19 protein-coding genes are annotated in these 21,074 nt (G+C 66.4%); 6 read left to right on the top strand and 13 right to left on the bottom strand.

Translation table 11 applies throughout. From position 1 onward, the window contains the following. The first annotated feature begins 6 nt into the window (after positions 1–6). Entirely contained in the window at positions 7–978 is a 972-nt protein-coding gene (locus E5P2_RS35035; RefSeq protein ID WP_162571674.1) for a Bug family tripartite tricarboxylate transporter substrate binding protein, read from the top strand. A 22-nt stretch (positions 979–1,000) separates the two neighbouring features. Here the strand turns inward: E5P2_RS35035 and E5P2_RS35030 are convergent, their stop codons facing one another. The 8 genes from E5P2_RS35030 to E5P2_RS34995 all read right to left on the bottom strand — a co-directional run bounded on the left by E5P2_RS35030 (position 1,001) and on the right by E5P2_RS34995 (position 9,794). Then, positions 1,001–1,807: an IclR family transcriptional regulator gene (locus E5P2_RS35030; RefSeq protein ID WP_162571673.1), complete on the bottom strand. Its 807-nt coding sequence runs from the start codon at positions 1,805–1,807 to the stop codon at positions 1,001–1,003. Between the two features lie 55 nt (positions 1,808–1,862). Next, the gene (locus E5P2_RS35025) at positions 1,863–2,612 is read right to left on the bottom strand and encodes an SDR family NAD(P)-dependent oxidoreductase (protein ID WP_162571672.1); all 750 of its coding nucleotides are present in this window, start codon (positions 2,610–2,612) and stop codon (positions 1,863–1,865) included. A gap of 10 nt (positions 2,613–2,622) precedes the next feature. Further along, a complete protein-coding gene (locus tag E5P2_RS35020; protein WP_162571671.1) occupies positions 2,623–3,789 on the bottom strand; it encodes an acyl-CoA dehydrogenase family protein in 1,167 nt (388 codons plus the stop codon). 102 nt (positions 3,790–3,891) lie between these two features. Beyond that, on the bottom strand, positions 3,892–5,439 hold the full coding sequence (locus tag E5P2_RS35015; protein ID WP_162571670.1) for a rhodanese-like domain-containing protein: 1,548 nt from the start codon (positions 5,437–5,439) through the stop codon (positions 3,892–3,894). Between the two features lie 19 nt (positions 5,440–5,458). Next, the gene (locus tag E5P2_RS35010; RefSeq protein WP_162571669.1) at positions 5,459–6,805 is read right to left on the bottom strand and encodes a phenylacetate--CoA ligase family protein; all 1,347 of its coding nucleotides are present in this window, start codon (positions 6,803–6,805) and stop codon (positions 5,459–5,461) included. Positions 6,806–6,809: 4 nt separating this feature from the next. Next, positions 6,810–7,982: an acyl-CoA dehydrogenase family protein gene (locus E5P2_RS35005; protein WP_162571668.1), complete on the bottom strand. Its 1,173-nt coding sequence runs from the start codon at positions 7,980–7,982 to the stop codon at positions 6,810–6,812. Between the two features lie 11 nt (positions 7,983–7,993). Beyond that, positions 7,994–8,983: a Bug family tripartite tricarboxylate transporter substrate binding protein gene (locus E5P2_RS35000; RefSeq protein ID WP_162571667.1), complete on the bottom strand. Its 990-nt coding sequence runs from the start codon at positions 8,981–8,983 to the stop codon at positions 7,994–7,996. Between the two features lie 76 nt (positions 8,984–9,059). Continuing rightward, entirely contained in the window at positions 9,060–9,794 is a 735-nt protein-coding gene (locus E5P2_RS34995; protein WP_162571666.1) for an SDR family oxidoreductase, read from the bottom strand. A gap of 143 nt (positions 9,795–9,937) precedes the next feature. Between E5P2_RS34995 and E5P2_RS34990 the strand changes: the two genes are divergently transcribed. From E5P2_RS34990 to E5P2_RS34970, 5 genes are all read left to right on the top strand, one after another. Further along, positions 9,938–11,179 carry a thiolase family protein gene (locus E5P2_RS34990; protein ID WP_162571665.1) on the top strand — a complete coding sequence of 414 codons (1,242 nt, stop codon included), beginning with the start codon at positions 9,938–9,940 and terminating at the stop codon, positions 11,177–11,179. Then, positions 11,176–12,033 carry a MaoC/PaaZ C-terminal domain-containing protein gene (locus E5P2_RS34985; protein ID WP_232081022.1) on the top strand — a complete coding sequence of 286 codons (858 nt, stop codon included), beginning with the start codon at positions 11,176–11,178 and terminating at the stop codon, positions 12,031–12,033. Before E5P2_RS34990 ends, E5P2_RS34985 begins: the two co-directional genes overlap by 4 nt. Beyond that, positions 12,030–13,055 carry a CaiB/BaiF CoA transferase family protein gene (locus tag E5P2_RS34980; RefSeq protein ID WP_162571664.1) on the top strand — a complete coding sequence of 342 codons (1,026 nt, stop codon included), beginning with the start codon at positions 12,030–12,032 and terminating at the stop codon, positions 13,053–13,055. Before E5P2_RS34985 ends, E5P2_RS34980 begins: the two co-directional genes overlap by 4 nt. 121 nt (positions 13,056–13,176) lie before the next feature. Further along, the gene (locus E5P2_RS34975; RefSeq protein ID WP_232081021.1) at positions 13,177–14,289 is read left to right on the top strand and encodes an acyl-CoA dehydrogenase family protein; all 1,113 of its coding nucleotides are present in this window, start codon (positions 13,177–13,179) and stop codon (positions 14,287–14,289) included. A gap of 6 nt (positions 14,290–14,295) precedes the next feature. Then, positions 14,296–15,168, top strand: coding sequence for an acyl-CoA dehydrogenase family protein (locus tag E5P2_RS34970; protein ID WP_269475723.1), 873 nt, complete (start codon positions 14,296–14,298; stop codon positions 15,166–15,168). Between the two features lie 229 nt (positions 15,169–15,397). Here E5P2_RS34970 and E5P2_RS34965 read toward each other — a convergent pair whose 3' ends face one another. The 5 genes from E5P2_RS34965 to E5P2_RS34945 all read right to left on the bottom strand — a co-directional run. Further along, entirely contained in the window at positions 15,398–16,267 is an 870-nt protein-coding gene (locus E5P2_RS34965; protein ID WP_197908659.1) for a hypothetical protein, read from the bottom strand. 85 nt (positions 16,268–16,352) lie between these two features. Further along, positions 16,353–18,230: a phage integrase family protein gene (locus E5P2_RS34960; RefSeq protein WP_162572119.1), complete on the bottom strand. Its 1,878-nt coding sequence runs from the start codon at positions 18,228–18,230 to the stop codon at positions 16,353–16,355. Positions 18,231–18,313: 83 nt separating this feature from the next. Beyond that, positions 18,314–18,514 carry a hypothetical protein gene (locus E5P2_RS34955; RefSeq protein WP_232081019.1) on the bottom strand — a complete coding sequence of 67 codons (201 nt, stop codon included), beginning with the start codon at positions 18,512–18,514 and terminating at the stop codon, positions 18,314–18,316. Positions 18,515–18,869: 355 nt separating this feature from the next. Continuing rightward, positions 18,870–19,973: a ParB/RepB/Spo0J family partition protein gene (locus tag E5P2_RS34950; RefSeq protein ID WP_162571660.1), complete on the bottom strand. Its 1,104-nt coding sequence runs from the start codon at positions 19,971–19,973 to the stop codon at positions 18,870–18,872. Between the two features lie 234 nt (positions 19,974–20,207). After that, positions 20,208–21,074: ParA family protein (locus E5P2_RS34945; protein ID WP_162571659.1), on the bottom strand; the 867-nt coding region annotated here is incomplete at its 5' end.

The raw sequence follows: 21,074 nt of genomic DNA, 5'->3' as shown, positions 1-21,074 counted from the left end.
AATGACATGAAATTCGCTTCAATCCTCTTTTCCGCCATCGCATCGGTGGCGGCCGTCGTACCCACTGCCCGAGCGCAGGACGCATACCCGAGCCGGCCGATTCACCTGCTCGTCGGCGCCACCGCCGGCGGCGGCTCGGACCTGGTCGCGCGCATCGTCGCGACCGAACTCACGAAGAAGCTCGGGCAGGCTGTCGTCGTCGAGAACCGTCCCGGCGCGGGCGGCAACATCGCGAATCTCACGACCGCACGCGCACCGGCCGACGGCTACACACTGGCGATGGCGTACTCAGGCCTCGCGGTCAATCCGGCGGTGATGCAGAAGATGCCGTTCGACACCTTGCGCGAGCTGGCCACCGTCTCGCTCGTGGCCGACGTGCCCATGGGTTTGTACGTGAACGCGGCCGTGCCCGCGCGCAACGTGAAGGAGCTGATCGACACCGCGAAAGCATCGCCCGGGCGCTACGCGCTCGGTGTGAATGCACTGGCGAGCGTAGGGCATCTGGCCACCGAGCTCTTCAAGCAGCGCACCGGCGTCGACATGCCCACCGTCGTCTACAAGGGCAGCTCGGCCGCGATGACCGACCTTCTGAGCGGCAACGTGAGCGCGATGTTCGACACCGTCGCCAGCGCGGGCCCGCAGGTGCAAAGCGGCCGCATCCGCATGCTTGCCTACGGCGGTGTCAAGCGGCTCGCGACGAGCCCCGACGTGCCGACCTTGACCGAAGCCGGACTGGACAACTTCGATTTGCGCTCGTGGTATGGCGTGGTCGCACCCGCCGGCACGCCCAAGGCCATCGTCGAAAAACTGAGCACGGCGATCGCCGAAGTGATCCACATGCCTGAGGTCGTCGAGAAGTTCGAGAAGAACTCGCTGATCCCCGTGGGCAGCACGCCCGATGCGTTCGAGCAGTACCTGGCGGCGGAGACGGAGAAGTGGACCCACGTGGCGAAGGCCGCGAAGGTGCAGGTGCAATAAAGCGCGAAAGAAGCGGCCGGCCTCAGGCCGCTTCCGGATCGGACGACAGCCGCTCGTGCACGCTGCGCACCAGCTCCACCAGGCGCAGACCGATGTCCATCTCCAGCTGGCCCGGTGACAGCGACCGCGCGGGCACCGCGCAGTTGAACACCACGGTCTCGTCCTGCAGCCGCAGCGGCACGGCCACCGTGTGCACGTCGGGGTTGTAGCCGCCCCGGCGCAGGCAGAAGCCGCGATGAGCGAATTCGGCCAGCGCATCGGCCGCGCCTTGCGAATAGCGCGTCCAGTCCTGCGGCGTCTTGAGGCGAATCTGGTTCAAGAGCTTCGTACGCTCGCCTTCGTCCAGCGCGGCCAAATAGGCATGTCCGATGGCCGACGAGATGATCGGAAAGGTGAGGCCGATGTCGCGCTTGGAAAGCGCTTGCGCATCGAAGCTCACCGTCTCCATGTAGACGATGTTGGTGCGTTCGCGCACGCCGATCGAGACCCACCCGCGCGCGTAGTCGGCGAGCTCGCGCATTTGCGGCACGGCCACGCGATAGATCTGGATGCTTGCGACCAGCGGATAGGCCAGCGACACGACGGCGGGGCCCAGCTCGTACTTGGCGCTGTCGGCCACTTTGCGCAAGTAACCCAGCTGCGTCAGCGTGTAGGTCAGGCGCGAGACGGTGGACTTGTACAGGCCCGTGATCTCCGCGATTTCGCCGTTGCCCAGCACAGGCTGGCGCGCGCTGAAGCAGCGCAGCACGTCGAGGCCGCGTGCAAGCGAGGTGGCGAACTGGCGGTCCTTGTCCTCTGCCGCCGCGTCGGGAGTATCCGGCGTATCCATGGCGAAGGCGCTCAGGTGCCGGAACACAGACCCAGCAGACGGCGCGTCCGCCAGTTTAGACCGTTGCAGTTCCGCCCCCATCGACCGCGAGCACGGTCCCGGTGATGTGGCGCGCCGCATCGCCCAGAAGAAAGGCGATGGCGTTCGCGATATCCAGCGGCTGCGCCATGTGGTCCATGGCCGCGCGCTTGTTGTCGCCGCCCCAGGCCGCGACATTGCTGCGCTCGATGAGCTTGAATCGGTCGGACTCGATGGGACCCGGCGCAACGACGTTGATGCGGATGCCGTTGGCGCGCACGACGTCGGCCACGCCTTTCGACAGAAGATTGACCGCCGCGTTCGCGCATCCGCCCGGCAGGTGCGCGGGCGTGGGCTGGCGCCCACCACGCCCGGACACGTTGACGATGCTGCCGCCGCCGCGCCGCTGCATGTGCGGGATCGAAGCGCGCATGGTGCGGATGTAGCCCATGAGCTTGGTGTCCAGCACCTCTTGCCAGTCGCTGTCGGTGAGTTTCATGAAGTCGCCGAAGGTGCGCGCGGCGACCGTGTTGACCAGCGCGTCGATGCCGCCGCAGTCCGCTGCGATGCGCTCGGCGATCTCGCGGATCGCCCTGTCGTCTGAAATGTCCAGCGCATAGGTGTGCGCGGTGCCGCCCGCATCCGCGACGGCCTTGGCGATCTCGGCCAACTGCTCTTGCTTGCGGCCGGTCAGCGCAAGCACCGCACCGCGCGAGGCGAGCAATGGCGCAAGCGCCGCCCCCACCACGCCCGTGGCGCCGACGATCCAGACGACGCGGCCTTTCACGTTGCGGTCCTTACAGGCGCGCCGTGGTGTCGAATGCCTGGCCCAGGTTGAACTTGCCCAGTGTCGCAGCGCTCTTGTCGAGGTTTTCGTGCAGCGTGTGGATGCGCAGGTCGCGCACGAAGCGCGAGAGCACGCTGTCGGCCCAGAAGGCGCTGGAGCCCGCGATCTGCGCGGCCTTGTCCATCACCATCACGGCGTTTTCGATTGCCCGGTGCTTGGCGCCCATCGACTCCAGTTCGGCCTTCACGCGGTCGCCCTGCGTCCAGAGCCACGCAGCGCGGTAGATGAGCCAGCGCACCGAGTCGATGCCCACGCGGATCTCTCCCATGCGCAGCTGCGCGTACGGATCGTCCGCAGTGCCGCGATGCGGGATGTATTCCTTGAGCAGGTCGAAGATGCCTTCGCAGCCGCCCAGGTATTGCGCCGCGAAACTGAGGTGGAAGCGTGCCTGCCAGCGCTCGCGCGGGAAGATGCCGGGATCGCCCAGCAACATTTCGTCCGGCACGAAACAGTCCTGCAGCTGCATGACGGGGCTCACCGCGCCGCGCATGCCGATCGGGTTCCACGAGCCCTTCACGATCGACAGGCCCTCGGTGCGCTTGGGGATCACGAGATTCACGTGGCCTTCGGCCGGCGGCACGTCGGGGATGCCTGCCGCGACGATGTTGTAGTCGGCCATGTCGACGAGCGTCGCGTAGTTCTTGACGCCGTTCACCTTGAAGCCGCCGGGCACGCGCTCGGCTGTGGTCAGCAGCGTGTACAGGCCGCGCGAGGTGCGCCCAGGCTCGCTGCCGGTGAAACTCACCGTCGCGCCCTTTTTAACCACGTCGTTGCCCACGAGTTCGCGCAGGTACTTGCTGCCTGCCTTGTCGATGAAGTGCGACCCGTGGCAGTGGATGTGCAGGCACTGCGCGGTCGACATGCAATAGCGCGCGGTCTGCTCGACCGCCACCAGGTACATCAGCGGGTCGGTGCCGGCCGTGCCACTGCCCATGCCGCCCAGGTCTTCCGACACGGTGAGCTTGAGCAGGCCCGCGTCCTTCAGGTCGGTCATGTTCTCGACCGGCAGCGTCGCGGCCTGGTCATGTTCCGCCGCGCGTGGCGCGAAACGTTCGCGGCCCAGGGCCCCCACGGTATCGTAGACCTTCTGCTGCTGGGGAGTGAAACTGAAATCCAAGATGGCTCTCCTTGTGGCGTGTACCTTGATGTGAGTCCATCGTAGGCAGCCGGTGTGCGGAGGCGGTTCCGCACGTTGAAACTCACTGCGGCTTTTCGCGATTCAGCCGCGGTGCTTGCCCGCCAGCGCCACTTCCCAATCCAGGTAGTGCTGCATGGCCTCGAAGTCGCGATTGAGGATCGCGAGATTGGCCAGATCCTTCACGCGGCTCCAGGCGCTGGTACGGCCGGCTTCGAGCGGATGCTTCGCCTCGCGCCATTCGTCGATGGATTCGTGCAGCACGCGGATGTGCGTGTAACCCAGGCCCTGCAGCGTCCGCGCGGCTAGTTGCGCCTGCTCGTGCGACGTGCCGCTGACCACGATGGGGGTGCCGCGAACGGCAATGCGCTGGGGCATCTCGATCTCGAGCCAGCCGCGGCTGATCCAGTGCGCACCGGGGATGTGGCGCTTGTCGAACCGGATGCTGGAGCCCAGGTCGAGGACGACGGGCTGCGCGTCGCTTTCGATTTCGCGCGCGAGCGTTGCGGCATCGACGTACGGCGCGCGATCGGGCACGCGCAGCGTTGCGGCCGCGCCTTTTTCCACGCCATAGCCCGCTGCTTGCCATGCGGCGATGCCCCCTTGCAACACCTGCGCCCGCGAGTAACCCATGCGGCGCAGCCAGGAAGCCGTCACAGCAGCGCGCTCAGCGCGCAGGCTGACGACGATGATGTCGGCACGGTGCAGCGCGATGTGGTCGTCGGCGCATTGCACGAGCTGACCGCCGGGCACGTGCTTCGCGCCCGGCACGTGCGCCGCCTCGAATTCGGCGGTGCCGCGCACGTCGAAAAGATAGAAGTCGCGAAGCAGGTGCGCCATCCGTTCATGCAGCTCGTGTGCCGTGACACCGGCCGATTCGAACGGCGACGGCGTGGCCGCATCGGTGGACGGAACGTCCCGCCACTCGAAGCGGCGCAGCTTCGCAGGCGTCTCCACCTGTTTGCCATCGAGCAGCCAGCCCATCGTGCCGTTGCGCAGCGCGCGCACGTTGTCGATCCCGAGCTTGCGCAGCGTGGCGGCCGCCACCAGGCTGCGCGTGCGGCCCGCGCAATGCGTGACGATGGGGCGGCCCGTGGCCTTCAATTCGCTGGCGGCACGCACGAGGTCGCCGCCCGGCAGGTTCACCGCGCCCGGAATGCACCCGCGCAGGAATTCCGCGCCGGTGCGCACGTCGATGACGAGCGGCGCATGGCCCGCATCTTCCAGCTCGCGCGCCAGCTCCTGCACCGTCACTTCGGGCACACCATCTTCATGCAACAGGCTTTCGCCGAACACCTTGCTGGGCACGTTGGTGCCGCTGTGCACCGCGCCGCCCGACGCCTGCCACGCCGCGATGCCACCTTCGAGCACGCGCACGTCCGTGTAGCCGAGCGACTTCGCCGTCTGGGCGGCCAGGCGTGCGCGCACGTCGTCCTCGCCGTACAGAACCAAGCAGGCCGACGTGTCCGGCACGATCGCCGCCAGATCGCTCTCGATGCGCGCGCGCGGCAGCGGCGTCGCGCCGCCCAGATGCGCTTTCTCGTATTCGCCAAGGTCGCGAATGTCCAGCAAGGCGTGGTCGATCGTGAGCGCCTTCAGTTCCAGCGCGGTGATGGAGCGTGGGAAGGCCATGGGCTTTTGTTCGACAAGTTCAGTAGGCGCGTTCGACCAGCGGGCTCTTGCCCTTGTCGGTGACTTTCAGTTCGCCAGGTTTCACCAGCAGCACATTGGCCGTGAAACGCAGGCGCGAGCGGATCTCGGTAGCCAGCTCTTCCTTCAGCGCGATGAGCTCGCCCTCGCCGAGCGCCGCGTCGTGCTCCACCTTGATGTCCAGCGGCGACGCGGCGCGGGGCGGCGGCTCCTTGAGCACGATGCGCATCATCCCCGTGCAGCGGGGCACGAACGAGGCAACCACGCCGCGCACCGCCGCCGGGTACACGTTCACGCCGCGCACGATCACCATGTCGTCCGCTCGGCCGATGATGCGCACGCGCCGACCTTCGAAGCCGCATTCGCAGCGCGCGGTGTACACCTGCGCGACATCGCCCGTGTCGTACTTCAGCACGGGCCGCGCGCGGTGCTCCAGCGCCGTGGTCAGCACCTTGCCGATGGCGCCTTCGGTCACCTCCATCGGCGCGTGCGTCTGTGGATCGACGAGGTCATCGCCCCAGATCATGTAGTCGGGCGTGAGCTCGTGCAGGCCGCGCGAATGCTCGCCCGCGCAGGTGATCGCAGCGCGTGCCCACCCGCCCCCCATGCCGTCGAAAAGCTGCGCGCCATATGCGTCCTGCACGCGTTTGCGCACGGCCGGGATGCTCGCGCCCGGCTCGCCGCTGCAGTAGATGCGTGCGATACCCAGCTCGCTCACGGGTTTGCCGAGCACCTGCGGTGCGCGCTCGATCAGGTGCTCCACCAGCGACGGCGTGCCCATGAGAAGGCGCGGGCGAAAGAGCTCGGCGAATTTCAACATGCGCTCGGCGCCTGCTTCGGCTCCTGCGGGAATGAGGTTGTAGCCGTTGTCCAGGAGGGCACTCGTCAGCGGCGCGCCCATGGCCCACATGCTCATGCCGAAGCCGTGAAGCACGCGCTCGCCGGGCTTCATGCCCATCCACGCGAGCATGCGACCCCACAGCATGCGCACATCCTTCAGGTCCTCGCGCGTGTAGAGGTAAGTGAAAGTCGGCTGCCCGGTGGAGCCCGAGGTGCCGCAGATGCACGCGACATCCGCCGGGTCGGCGCACAGGTGCATGCCCAGCGGATGCCCGAGCTTCGCTTGCGATTCTTCCTGGCTCTCGCGCTCGATCTGCTTGTTCATCAGCACCGGCAGGCGCCGGAAGTCGCTCCACTCGCGGATGTCGCCGGGCTGCGCGCCCGCTGCCTGCAAGCTCGCGCGATAAAGGGACGAACGCTCCCAGCAATAGGCAATCTGCTTTTGCAGCTTGCGCATGCGCAGCTCGTGCAGCGCATCGGGCGAGAGCGAAAGTGCCTGCGCGTGCACCCGGTCAATCCCTGTGCGGCGCGTAGCCTTTGCCGAAGATTTCGCGCCCGATGTTGATCGAGTGGATCTGCGGCGTGCCGCCCGAGAAATACATGCCGCGCACGTCGCGCAGCATGCGCTCCAGCGGCAGCTCGCGCGTGTAGCCGTCGGCGCCGTGCGTCTGCAGCGCCACGTCGCAAGCCTCGAAGGCCGTGCGCGCGCCATACAGCTTGGCCATCGAGGCTTCCTTGGCCGAAGCGATGCCGTTGTCCGCGCCCCAGAGCGCGCGGTACGCCAGCCACCGGCCTGCTTCGACGCGTGTGTACTGCTCCACGATTGGGAACTGCACGGCCTCGAAGCGCGCGATGGGCTTGCCGAACACGACGCGCTTTTTCGCGTATTCGGTCGCCAGGTCGAGCGCACCCGTGGCGGTGCCCAGCGAGATCAACGCACTGACCGCGCGCGAGACGTTCCAGCGCACGAAGTTCATCGCCATGCCTTGGCCTTCTTCGCCCATCACGTTCGAGATCGGTACGCGCACGTCACGGAAATGGACTTCCGCGAGCTGGTGGGCACGCTGACCCATCTCGGGAATCTCCTCCCAGCTCACGCCGGGGCGATTCGCCTCCACCTTGATGAGCGTCGTGGCATTTCGGCCAGGCTCGACTTCCATCGTCGCGCTCACCGCCAGCACCGTGGCGCCGGGCACCAGGCTCACGTGGCGCTTGGTGCCGTTGATGACGAGCTCGTCGCCGTCCTTGACCGCCGTCGTGCGGATCTGCGAGATGTCCGAGCCCGAGTCCGGCTCCGATGTCGCAAGTCCGATGATGTCGTCGGCGCGATTCACCGAAGCGCGCAGCCCGTCGCCCCAACCGTGCAGCAAGTTGCCGAGCGTGTTCTGCATCGAGCAGATGATGGCGCAGCTCAAATCGACCTTCGCAATCTCCTCGACCGCCGCGCCGAGCGCGACATTGCTCATGCCCAGGCCGCCGAGCGCCTTGGGCGAGATCACGCCCAGAAGCCCGATGCGGGCCATCTTGCGAAGCGTCTCGATCGGGAAGACCTCTTTGGCGTCGTTGGGAGCCGCGACGGGCGCGATCTCAGCGCGCGCGAACTCGCGAACGCGCGCGCGCAGTGCTTCCACGTCAGCGGGAAACTGAAAGCCCCACTGCATTTCGCCTGCATCGTTCGTCGTCATGGGCGCCGCCGTCACTGCATCTGCGCGGTTTTCGCGAGCGGGATGATCTCGTTCTCGTCCTCTTGCGCCAGCTTGGTCGCCTCCGCTGCACTGAAGAACAACGGCTCGGCGCCACCATCGCGAAGAATCTTCTGCGCGTGCGCATCGGTCTTGATCAGCTCGCACGATTTCGACAGGCGCTCCACCACCGCATCGGGCGTGCGCTTCGAGACGAGCACGCGCATCCAGCCCTGCTTGAGCGCGGGCAGCCAGCCCTTGTCCTTGTAGCTGGGGATGCCGGGCAGATCCGCCAGGCGGTTCGGTCCCTGGATCAAAAGTACGCGCACCTTGCCCGCCTGCAATTGCGGGCGCCACAGCGCGTACGAGCCACCCATCAGGTCCACCTGGCCGCCGAGCAGCGCGGTGATGGCAGGGCCACCGCCTTGGTAGGGCACATGCAGGATCTCCACGCCGGCTTCACGGCGAAACAGCTCCATCGTCCAGAAGTGGCCCGTCCCCAGACCCGCAGTACCCCACGAGAGCGAGCCCGGCTTGGCCTTCGCTTCGGCGACAACGTCGTCCACCGTCTTGAAGCGCGAGTCGGCCTTCACGACGAGGCCGAGGTAGGGCGTGGTGGCTGTGCCGCACACCGTTTTGAAATCGGACAGCTTGTACGCCAGCCCCTTCGCGGTCACGACGGCCGAGACGAAATCGATCTCGGCGACCACCAGCATCGTGTGCCCGTCGGGCTCTGCCGCGAGCAGCGCCGTGCCCGCGATGGTCTGGCTCGCGCCGGACTTGTTCTCCACGATGACGGGCTGACCCAGGTCCTTGCCCATCATCTCGCCCAGCACGCGCGCCGTGCGGTCCGCCGTGCCGCCGGGCGGGTAGCCCACGAGCATGGTGATGCGCTTGGTGGGGAATTCGCCCGCGGCCGTCGCTGGCACCGCCCCGAGAAGCGCCGCCGAGAGAGCGGCGACCGGCAACGCCAGCGCGAGCCGGCGCGCGTTGAAATTCAGCATGGCGATGTCTCCTGTTGGATGTTCCCAACCATCCTAGGCAGCAACACAGGCGCGTCGGTTCCGCACATCGAAACGCTCAATAACGCCCGCCGCTCACGTGCATCAGGTCACCGGTGATGTAGCTCGCGCGTTCGGAGGCCAGGAAGACGACGAGATCCGCCACGTCCTCGGGCCGGCCCATGCGCGGGATGGGCGTATTCTTCTCCACGCTGGAACGCACGCTTTCGTAGTGGGGAAGCGCTCGCACCATCTCTGTGTCGATCAGTCCCGGCGCGACGGCGTTTACCGTCACTCCGTGTCTCGCGTTTTCCAGCGACAGGGCGCGGGTAAACCCAATCAGGCCCGCCTTGGCCGCCGAGTAATTGGCCTGCCCGCGATTGCCCAGGTGCGCACGCGATGAGATATTGATGATGCGGCCCCAGCCCGCTTCGATCATTGCCGGCATCAGCGCGCGCGCACACAGGAACGCGCCTTTGAGGATCACGTCGACCACCGCGTCCCACTCGCCCAGCGTCATCTTGGTGATGCGCGTGTCGCGTGTGAAGCCCGCGTTGTTCACGAGGATGCCCACCGGGCCGAGCGAAGCGGCCGACTCGGCCATTGCGGCGACCTGCGCCTCATCGGTGATGTCGCAGCGGATGGCGGTGCCGCGCTCGCGCAGCTGACTTGTCACGCGCTCCGCCGCCTCGATGTTGATGTCCACCACGGCCACGTGGACACCTTCAGCCGCCAGCGCCCGCGCGATGGCCGCACCGATGCCGTTGCCCGCGCCGGTGACGAGCGCCACCTTGTTCTTCAGCCCCAGGTCCATCGCTTCTTCCAGTGAAATCGGCGCTTGCTCGCCGTTGTGTTTCGCCCTGCGGTTCCCGCGCGGGCGGCCAGCATCGCATCCTCGCGCCACGGCGCCCGCAGCGGAAACCGCAGGGCGAAACTAAAGAGCAAGGAAGGCGAAGGATGCGCGATGTATTCGTCATCGGCGCGGCGGCGACGCCGCTGGGCAAACACCTGGACCGCACGGTGAAATCGTTGAGCGCGCAGGCTGTCGCGGACGCGCTCGCCGATGCGGGCGTCGAGCGCCGCGACATCGAAGCCGCGTGGTTCTGCAACACGCGCCAGGGCGTGCTGGAAGGCCAGCACGGCATTCGGGGCCAGTGCTCACTGCGGGCCGACGGGTTCGAGCGCCTGGCGATCTTCAACACCGACAACGCCTGCGCGAGTTCGACGGCCGGGCTGTACCAGGCCTATGCCGCCGTCCGCGCGGGCCTGGCCGACATCGCGCTCGTCGTCGGCGCGGAAAAGATGAACTACCCCGAGCGCCGCAAGGAGATGTTCGAGGCGTTCAAGGGCAGTTGGGACCGCGACCTCGCCGACGAACACCTCGCCGCGCTGCTGGCGCTCGGCGAAGGCGTGGATGTGCCGGCGGGTGTCGAATCCGCGCCCGAGCGCTCGGTCTTCATGGACATCTACGCCGCGCAGGCGCGCTTTCACATGCGGCGCTTCGGCACCACGCCGCGGCAGATCGCGAGCGTCGCCGCCAAGAACCACTGGCATTCGCAGTGGAACCCGCTCGCGCAGTACCGCATGCCGATGACGGTGGACGAAGTGCTCGCCGACAAGATGATCAGCTGGCCCATGACTCGCTCGATGTGCGCGCCGATGAGCGACGGTGCGGGTGCATTGGTCGTCGCGAGCGAGAAAGCCGTCCAGCGCCTGGGCGCCACGAAGCGGGCGGTTCGCATTCGCGGCATCGCGATCGCATCGGGTATGGCGCGCGCGCCGGACGACGACGAACATCACATCACCCATCTGGCCGCCACGCAGGCCTACGAGCGCGCGGGCGTGGGCCCATCGGACATTTCGCTGGCCGAGATGCACGACGCATCGGCCATCGCCGAGATCATCCACACCGAGCATGTCGGCTTCTGCGACACGGGCTCGGGCGGCGCGCTGGTGGAAAGCGGCGCGACACGGCTCGGCGGGCGCCTGCCGATCAACGTGTCGGGCGGCCTCTTGTCCAAGGGCCACCCCATCGGCGCCACGGGGGCATTGATGATTCACGACCTGGTTCGCCAGTTGCGCGGCGAAGCGGGCACGGCACAGGTGAGTGGCGCGCGTCTGGGCCTGGCCGAGAACGGCGGCGGCTTCTACGGCGTCGAAGAAGCCGTGTGCGCGGTAACGATCCTCGAAGCGCCGTGACCACATTCGACCCCGGGGCGCTGCGCCGGTTCGACATCGAGCGCGTCGAGCACGAATGGCGTCCCCGCGACTGCGCGCTCTATGCCGTCTCGTGCGGCATGGGCCATGACCCGCTCGATGAATCGCAGCTTCGCTTTGCCGACGAAACACGCAGCGACCATGTCGCGCTGCCCTCGATGGCGCTCGTGCTGGCGTACCCGGGCTTCTGGCTCGCGCGCTCGGGCACCACGGCCGACCCCGCCCGCCTCATGCACGTCGAGCAACAGATCGAATGGCACGCGCCCATCGCGACGTCGGGCCGCGTGACGAGCACGACGCGCGTCACCGGCATCTACGACAAGGGCGCGGGCGGTCACGCCTTCATTCGCTCGGAGCGGGTGCTGCACGACGCCTCGGGCGCGGCGCTGGCAACGCTTGCGCAAACGCACGTGCTGCGCCAGGGCGGAGGCTTTGGCGGAGAGCCGCCGCCGAAGCCTGTCACGCGCAATGTTCCCGACGCGGCGCCAGCAGTCGAAGTGCACGTCGACACGCGCCCTGAACAGGCGCTGCTCTACCGATTGAACGGCGATCTCTTTGCGCTACACAGCAGCCCGCAACGCGCGCACGATGCCGGCTTCGAACGGCCCCTGCTGCATGGCATGTGCACGGCGGGAATTGCGATGCAGGTGCTGCTGCGCACGCTCGCGAAAGGCGAGCCTCGCCGATTCCGCCGGGTGAGCCTACGTTTTTCCGCGCCTGTGTTTCCCGGCAATCGGCTGCTCGTCGAGGCGTGGGACGACGGTTCGTTCCGGGTACGCGTGCCGCAGCGCGACGTCGTCGCGATCGACCAAGGCGTGTTGGAGCTTGCCGCATGAAACCGCTGCAAGATGTTCGCGTCGTCGAGTTCGAAGCACCCGGGCCGGTGACGTGGGCGGGAATGATGTTGTCCGACCTGGGCGCGCAGGTCACGCGCATCGCGCGTCCGTCGTCGGACGGGCCATGGGCCGAGCCGCTGCTGCGCGGCCGCACGAACGTTGCGGCCGACCTGAAAGATGCGGCGCAGCGCGACGACGCGCTGCGCATCGTGGCTCAATCCGACATCCTGCTCGAAGGCCTGCGGCCGGGCGTGATGGAACGTCTCGGCCTCGGGCCGAAGGAATGCTTCGCGCAGCAGCCGCGACTCGTCTACGGCCGCATGACCGGCTGGGGCCAGACAGGGCCGCTCGCACAGGTGGTGGGGCACGACATCAACTTTCTTGCGCTCACGGGCGCGCTGCATGCCATCGGGCCCCGCGATGCGCCCGCGGTGCCGCTCAATCTTGTCGGCGACTTCGGCGGTGGCGCGATGCTCCTGCTCGTCGGCGCCCTTTCGGCGCTCAACCAGGCACGAGCGCCCGGCGGCGAAGGCAGCGTCGTCGATGCCGCGATGGTGGACGGCACGCTCGCGCTGATGGCTTCGACATTCGCCCGCTTGCAGCAGGGCCGCTGGATCGACGCGCGCGAAAGCAACTTGGTCGACGGCGGCGCACCGTTTTATCGCACGTACCGGACATCCGACGACAAATTCGTTGCCGTGGGCTCGATCGAGCCGCGCTTTTACGCCGCGCTGCTGAGAGGCCTCGCCCTTGACGCCGCCACGCTCCCGGAGCAGAACGACCGCGCCCAATGGCCGCAACTGCACGAGTCTTTCGCGCAAGCCTTCGCATCGCACCCGCGACAACATTGGGTAAGCGTCTTCGCGGGGACCGACGCGTGCGTGACGCCCGTGCTGTCGCTGGCGGAGCTTGCGTCCGATCCGCACCTGATCGCGCGGGGCAGCTTTGTTGAGAGGCGGGGGTTGCTGCAAACCGCGCCCGTGCCCCGGTTCTCGAAGGCGTCGGACGTCACAGACGGCTGAACTTACACTGCGCCCACCGGGGACGACGACGAAGACGGAGGGCAATCATGAGACGGCCCGTACGCCGTTGCGCTGGCCCTGTTGCAAGTTCTCCGCTCGGCCGAACGACTTCCTGAGTGCGTTGCGACGACCGGTTGAATGCGCCCAATACGTCAGCATCCGGTACACCGAACGACTGGGCGAGGCTGGCATTGAGCCATCGGAGCGAGCGGCGACCGTCGGCTTCACTGTGCCGGGCTGGCCGCGCGCCTATGGCGGCGCCGGCCTCTCGCCGGAGCAGTTGCGCGTTTTCGATGAAGAGATGATGCGCATCGATGCGCGCTCGCCGCTGGAGAGCTTCGGCATCTGGATGCTCGGGCCGGCGCTGCTGAAGTTCGGCACGGAAGCGCAGAAGCGTCTGCATCTGCCCCGCATCGCCAGGGGCGAGATCCGCTGGTGCCAGGGCTATTCGAAGCCTGGGGCCGGATCGGACCTCGCGTCCCTGTCCACGCGGGCCGAAGACCGCGGCGAGCACTTCGTCGTCAACGGCCAGAAGATCTGGACCAGCTATGCCGACCAGGCCGACTGGATCTTCTGCCTCGCGCGCAGCGACAGTGCTGCGCCGAAGCACCGGGGCATCTCCTTCCTGATGTTCGACATGGCAACCCCGGGCGTGACGACGCGCCCGATCAAGCTGATATCGGGCAAGTCGCCCTTCTGCGAGACCTTCTTCGACGACGTCGCCGTGCCCAAGGACAACCTTGTGGGTCCCTTGCACGGCGGGTGGACGGTGGCCAAGTACCTGCTGACGCAGGAGCGCGAGATGATCTCGGGCCGTGCGCGCGGACTGCACGACGGCCGCGCGCTGCACAGCATCGTGCAGGAACTCACAGGCGCCGAGGATGGCCGGATCGCCGATCCAGCACTGCGCGCACGCGTCGCACATGCGGAGATCGATGCCATGGCGCTCGAAGCGACCATCGCGCGCTTCGTCGACGAGGCGGCCCGCGGTCAGGAGATCGGCGATCGCTCTTCCGTGCTCAAGTATTGCAACGCCGAGATCGCCAAGCGCCGCCAGGGGCTTATCGTCGAAGCGGCCGGGATGGACGGATTGCGGTGGGATTTCAAGCGTCGCGACGGCGGTCCGGTGGCGCAGGACTGGCTTCGGTCGAGAGCGAATTCGATCGAAGGCGGCACGGCCGAAATCATGCTCGGCATCGTGGCCAAGAGACTGCTCGATCTTCCGGTGAGTTGATAAACGATGTCACTGACACCGACAGATGAAGAGGCGATGCTGGCAGCGAGCGCGCGCGAGTTTCTTGCGCGGCGCGCTTCGCCGCGGGACTTGCGCGCCCTGCGCGACGAGCGCTTGACGGCCGCGTTCCGCGGCGAGGTGTGGCAGGAGATGGCTGCGATGGGCTGGGCCGGCATGCTGGTGGATGAGCAGCATGGCGGCTCGGACTTCGGTCATTTCGGCAGCAGCCTTCTGTGCATGGAGATGGGGCGGCAGTTGTCGGCCTCGCCATTCGTATCGACGGCGGTGATGGGCGCGATCGCAATGCGAGGCGAGAAGCGCTTCGTCGTCGACGGTCAGGCTGCCGACGCCTTCGTCGTGGCGGCCAGGACGTCGAAGCGCGCGGGCGATACAGAAGGCCTGAGTCTTTTCCTGGTCGAGGCCGGGCAGCCCGGCGTTGCGGTGCAGCCTCTGGACATGATCGACAGCCGTGCCGCGGCCTCTGTCGCTTTCGACGGCGTTCGCGCAGGTCCGGACGACGTGATCGGCAAAGTCGGCCAGGCGTGGCCGCTGCTCGAAGACGTGCTGGACGCCGGCCGCCTGGCACTGGCGGCCGAGCTGGCAGGCATGGCCGACGAAGTTCTGTTGCGCACGACAGACTGCTTGAAGCAGCGTCGGCAGTTCGGCCAGCCGATCGACCGTGATGCAGGCCGCGCGCCTGCGCGACCATGGCGATCCGCGGACAAGTCTGGCGTGCAGGGTCTGCCGATCGGCGCTATCCGCGGCCCGCCGACTTCGAACAGATCGTTGAGCGGGCGCACATCCGCGAATCGATGCAAGCCGCCGTCGGTTCCTGATTCGACGGCGGCTGGTTCTGGTGCAAACCGTGCCGCGGTATAGGCGGCCCGCGTTGTGCACCACGTGCGGGCTGATGGCGAAGAAGGTTCAAGGCATGGACAAACTGTTCAAGGGCCGGCACCGATTGACCGCCCCTTCCGCAATGATCTTCGTAGGCTCCGGCCCTCTCCTTCAATACAGGCCTGGATCGAGATTCGCGTGGAGCGTCTCCGTCGGAGTGGGCTCAATGCTCTCACTGCGCGCCGAAAATGAATGTACGAGGACGACGTCCTCATATAGGCCGCATACAGCGACGCATGGGCATCGCGCAGCGCCTTGCGTTGCGCGACCACGTCGTGGTGCCGGCCCTGCCGCTCCAGACCCAGAAGTTCCAGCAGCAGTCGCATCGCCTGTTCGCCTCGGTGTGAAGAGAACGCTGCGCTTGATCCAACAGGGCTGACAAGCTGGGTTTTTCCGTGAGCACCCAGGCTGGAAACCAGGCCAGGTCGCGCACGTCGCCGTGCCCGTCAAAGCTCGCGTCGAACGCCTTGCGAAGTCGCTCCAGCAGCGGGTCGGCGAGCCTCTTCGTCAGTTGGTCAAATCGATCGGGCGACAGCCAGGCGAGTTCTGCGAGCAGGCCCCATGCGCCGTCGAGATCGTGCAGGCGGTAACGCGCCTCCGCCATCCAGGCCGGCGGCGCCGGAATTCGGCACCACGACGCGATCCGTGCCACGACGTCGTTCGCCGCGGACCAATCGCCGGCCCACAGCCACAGTGCGGCGGCGTGGTCATCGTTGCGGTCGGAGCGAAACGCAAGATGCGCGGCCCGCTGCGCCATCTCCCGCCACAGCGGGATGAGCCAGGTCGCAGCGGCGCACTTCCCGAAAATACGCAGCGCTGCGGGTTCGATCACTTCGCTCAATGCACGGCGCGCCTCGTGCAGGGACTCGTGATCCTGGAGCGGTGCAGCCACGCGCTGCTCGAGCGCATCCACGAGCACGGAAAGCGGCGCCAGGGATTCATGCTTTGGGAATTCTTCTGCGAATGTGCCCTGCGCCAATCTGGCGCCGCTCGGGTCGCGACGCTCGAGGGCGGTCGCGACGTCGTTGCACAGCACGGTGTCGCGACTGTGATCGAAGATGTCGAGTTGTTGCGGCTGCATGGTCCCCATCCAAACAGGCTGTCCTTGCGCGTGACTGTAAATCAGCTCGTGGAGGGGGCATCGAGTCCCGCCCTCTGCGAGACGGTCATGAAGTCAACTTCGCTTCGCTCCAGAACCGCCGCATCGTTGCCAGCCTGCTTTCTCGTTCGGTCGTCAGGTACATCGATGTCGTCCCGATAGATGCATGCCCCAGGTTGTTCTGCACCACGTGAATCGGCACCGGCGCCTGCGCTGCCCTGCCCTGCAGCGCGTGTGACCCGTGCGAATGGCGCAGCCAGTGCGTGCTGGCCTTTCGAAGCTGCTGTGCATCAACCCCCTCGAGGCCGTCCGCGGCCCGCGCCAGGAACGCCTTGATCGCCTGATAGAGACCCGAAGCCGACCACGGCGCCGGCCGCTCGCGCTCTGAGTCGAAGCGCGCCAGTACATGGATGCCCTGGTTGCCCACGGCGCCGACTTGGCGCTCGAAGCCATGCCGCGCCAGCTCATCACCAAGCTCGTCGACCAGCTCGATCGACACCGGCACCTGCCGGCTGCGGCCGCCCTTGCCGACCACCGACAGCAGCCAGCCGGTCGCCATCGATCCATCGGCGGTCTCGTAGACGACTTGCTCCAGGTCCTGGCACCTCGCGCGCGTGATCTCGGCCAGACGCAGCCCTGTCGCGTAGAGCCAGCGCATGCCGCGCCGCAGCCGTCGTCCCGGCTCGGTGTCGACGTGGGCCTGCAGCAAGGCATCGATGCGGTCCCATTGCGCAAAGCTCAGCGTCCGGCTCGCGCCCAGCGGGCGCTGCAGACTCGGCGGTAGCGTCACTGCCGCGAACGGGTTGCCCATCACATAGCCCTGGCTCATCAGGAAGGCGAACAGGCTGCGCAGGATGATCAGCGATTGCCGCAGCGCTGTCGGCGTCAAGGGCCCCTCCAGTGGCCGCCACATCGGCGACCAGCGCTGGTGGTGCCGCGGTCCGCACCAGCCCGGCGGCGGATCGGCGAGGAAGCTGCGGTACGCCGTCGCGTCCTCCATCGACAACGACGACAGCGCCCTCTTGCGTTCAAGGATCGCCCATAGCAGCAAGCGCTCGGCCTCCTTGCGGTACGAGCGCTGCGTCGACGACAGATCGCCTTCGGCGGCGGAGTGCCACTTTGAGGCCAGCCACGCGCCGACTGCCTCGTGGTCATTGGCCGCCAACAGCAAACACCTTTCGCGCGGTGCGCGGTAGCGCCCTGCACTGCCGTTGAGCTCTGCCGGCAGCAAGAATTTCTCGTAGGGTCGAATGGCGGTGGCCGCCGGCATCACCGCGGCCAGTGCGGCCCGTGTCAGCTGGGCACGCGGCCGCGCGACATGCAGACCGACGCGCAGGCCGAGCACTTGTTCGTTGGCTTGAAGCCAGTCCAGGATCCGGGCGGCCTTGAGCTCGCCCACGCCGGGCACTCCGACCCACCAGCGCGCTCCGATGCCGTTGATGCGGTCGACCAGGGCGGCAAGCGTCGGCACGCCGGCGCGCTCGAGCCGGGCCGCGAGCGACGGGTTGAGCCAGGCCGCCACGCCGTCACTAGGCCGCGGATCCTGGACCACTAGGCCCTCGAGCCATCGCAACGCTTGCAACTGGTGGTCGATGACGCGGGCGCGACGCGACGGCCGTGCACCGCCCCGCCCTCCCCCGCCACCCGCCGGGTAAGCCGCCTCATAGGCCTCGATTTGCTCGGCTTCGGAGAAGTCCTCCAGGCCCTGGGCAGCAGCGAACTCGGCCAAGCTCGGCAGCGCCGGCGCCGAGGCGAAGCGATCGGGATCGAGCAGGATCAGCCGCGCGGTGCCCGGCTTGTGCTCGCGTTTGGCAGCCGCCGCAAATTCGTCACGGATCCAGGCGATCGTGCGCCGCACGGTTCTGAGATCGGCGTGCTCGCCTTCGAGCCGGAGGTACCGGTCCCAGCTCGCGCGCTCGTCCAGGCCCTGGGCCAGCGCCCGCATGAAGGCGAAATGGCCGCGGTGCAGCTTTCGGTCCTGCCGCAACCTCCCCTTCTTTGGGTTTGCAGGCGCGCCGTGATGCTTGGTCACCAGAACTTCCACCACGGGTTGCACGGCGAGACATGCTCCTGGGGCTCGAGTTGCTGCAGCTGACTCTCGCGCAGGCGCCTCCGCCGTTCGACTTCGAAAGCGTGGGCAACGCCGAAGGCCCGCCGGTCACCGCGCAGCGCCTGCGCGCGCCACTCAGCACCGAGCTGCTCGAGGCGCTCGTTATCGAGGCTTGCCATCTGAGACGGCGTAGGCCGGGTGTTCATGTTCGCGATGAAGATAGCCGATCAAAAGCTGGACGGTTCCAGCGCAACTAGTGCATGCGAGCACGCACGCCATGCGCTTTCAAGCCCAGCGGATGTTGATGCTCGGCGATCGCCCTAATGGTCATAATCATCAATGCGATTTTAGCTGGTCGCGCAACAACATTTGTGAGCTCATCGTCCTAAGTCTTTGATGGTGTTGAAGTTTTTAGGAATGCGCTGAAGCATCTGCTCCGCTTCTCTGATGCCTCAGCCTTCGTTCACCGTTCAGAATAGTATGCAAGCACACACTTTATTTTGGCAACGCCGATGCCGTCCTAGGTGCACCCCCTCAGGCTTTGCTGCCTACAAAGGTGTCGATCATCTTGGTCAGCTTTCGGCGTTGAGCATCCCCCATGGGCTGGTCAAAGGATAGGGTCGCCCTCCCTTTCCGGTCCACAACAAGTGACGCAAGGCGTTTGCCATCGTCATCTTTCCATTCGGTCGTGGATCTTGGCGCTTGCCTCTGGGTCCCGCCCTGCGTGGTGAGTTCCGAGAAGACCTCCGCCGGCGAAGGCGGCGGCACCCGGGCTGCAAGTTCACGCGATGCGGCAAGCAAACCCTCGGGGTCGCGCTGATGCGCATCCTTGAGTGGCGTAGCCCAACGGAACTGGAGGTTTAAGGGCGAGCCGAAAGCGCGGACGACCTCGCCCGGCAATTTGGCCAAGGCCATCGCCTTGCTGATGTTGCCCATATCCCGGTCGATCGCGGCGGCCAGTTGCTTGGCGGATGGGAAAAGACCCTGTTCCAGTGCACGCATGTACATGACGCCCTGCTCCCAGGCAGACAGGTCCTCGCGCTCGCGATTCTCGCGCTCCATCTCGACAAAAAGCTCAGCGTCCCTCATGCCAGGTTGCACGAGCGCTAACACCCAGAGGCCCAGCTCCAGGCACGCCTGATGCCGCCGATGGCCGAAAACGATCTCGAAGCTCGGCGATCCTGCAGCCGCACCCTCGATCGGGCGTACTTTGATCGGCTGAACATTGCCGCCTGCACTCGCGATTTCCTCTTTCAAACTGGAGAAAGCTTGCGTCTTGAAGTGCGAACTATCCCGGTTGGCCCAACTGGAGGCCTTGATCAGCTTCGGATCGATACGCCGCGTCGCTTGCGCGCCGTCGAATTCGCCCAGCCGCTCGCGAAGGTGCACTACCTCGCGGTGAACCTCGGACTGCTCTGTCATGAAGGCCAGCATGGAGCCAGGCCCGGTCTTTGGCGCCGTGGAAGCCGCAAGCTGCTCGTTGGATACGGACGGCGCGATGGTGGCGGGAGCTTCGGAAGCTTTTGCGCCCTCTTCCGCTGCTCCCAACGCTGATGTGCCGTCCCGCCGCTGCTGGCTGGGGATTGGGAGATTCGCCGTGACGCTGAACGCGCGCTTCACCAAGTCTTTATTCGCCATTGCCGATTTCCTTGTTCAGTTGTTTCCAGCGCGTTGCGCCGCGGTTCAGGTAGGAGAGATTGCGTGCAGCCCATGGCAGCATGAAGATCTCCTCGCGGTATCCCACTGCTGCACAACGAATATTTAAGCCTCGGTTCGACATTGGGAACCAAGGGGGTTTGTACCGTACAAAACCCTTGAGGCAACCCGCGCTTGGGAAACTGGTCGGGCCTAATTCATGCACATGCTGGCCCCCTAGGCCTCTACCCGCAGGGGGTTTGTACCGTACAAACCCCCTGCCTGGGCCGGCATCTGCCTTGCCCAGGCATTGCGGATCGAGACCTCGATGTGCTGTACAAAGAGGTCATAGGCGTCCCGGGCACGCTTGTACGTCTTGTCCTTGGCATCACCCGCCTCGCTGTCGTAGACGGTCCCGAACCCGGAGGACTTTTGGGAGGCGATCGACGTGCGCGGGATCTCCAATGGCAACACCTTCTCCTTGTAGGTGGCGCCAATCCATTCCCTCACGGCGTCCGCGGTAGTCGATGCACCGCGACCCGCCTTGGGCGGTACACGAGACAGGAGAATGTTGATGAAATCAAAGTTCTTGGTTTGTCCGCGTCCCTCCAGCATCGTTTGGGTCAGGTCGGAGAACAGAGACCAAAACTGGGTGGAAGAGGCGAAGTCCAACGTCTCGGGAGGTAGCGGCATGATGATGCCGTTGGCCGCCATCAGCGCGTTGATCGTCAGGTAGGACAGGGCAGGGGGGCTGTCGATGATGATGACGTCGTAGTCCGCCCGCACGTCATCGATCCCGAGATCCAGAACCCTGTAGAACTCGAAGCCCGACAATCCTTCCTTGCCTTGCCGGGAGGGCAGCATGAACTCAGCGTCGAAGAGCGAGCTCGCGGCTGGCACCAGGTCCAATCCGTCCCAGTACGTGCTTCGGATCATCGGCCGCACGGTCATGGATGAACCATCGGCCAACGACATGATCGTGTCCTTGGCGCTAATCTCGACATCGGGGAGGATGCCGAAGAGGGTGGTTAGCGAGGCCTGGGGATCGGTGTCGATCACGAGTACCTTGTGGCCCAGCAACGTCAGCCCCTGCGCCAGAGTCAT

Source organism: Variovorax sp. SRS16, assembly GCF_901827165.1.
Classification (GTDB): domain Bacteria; phylum Pseudomonadota; class Gammaproteobacteria; order Burkholderiales; family Burkholderiaceae_C; genus Variovorax.
This window is presented reverse-complemented; position numbering and strand designations above follow the sequence as displayed.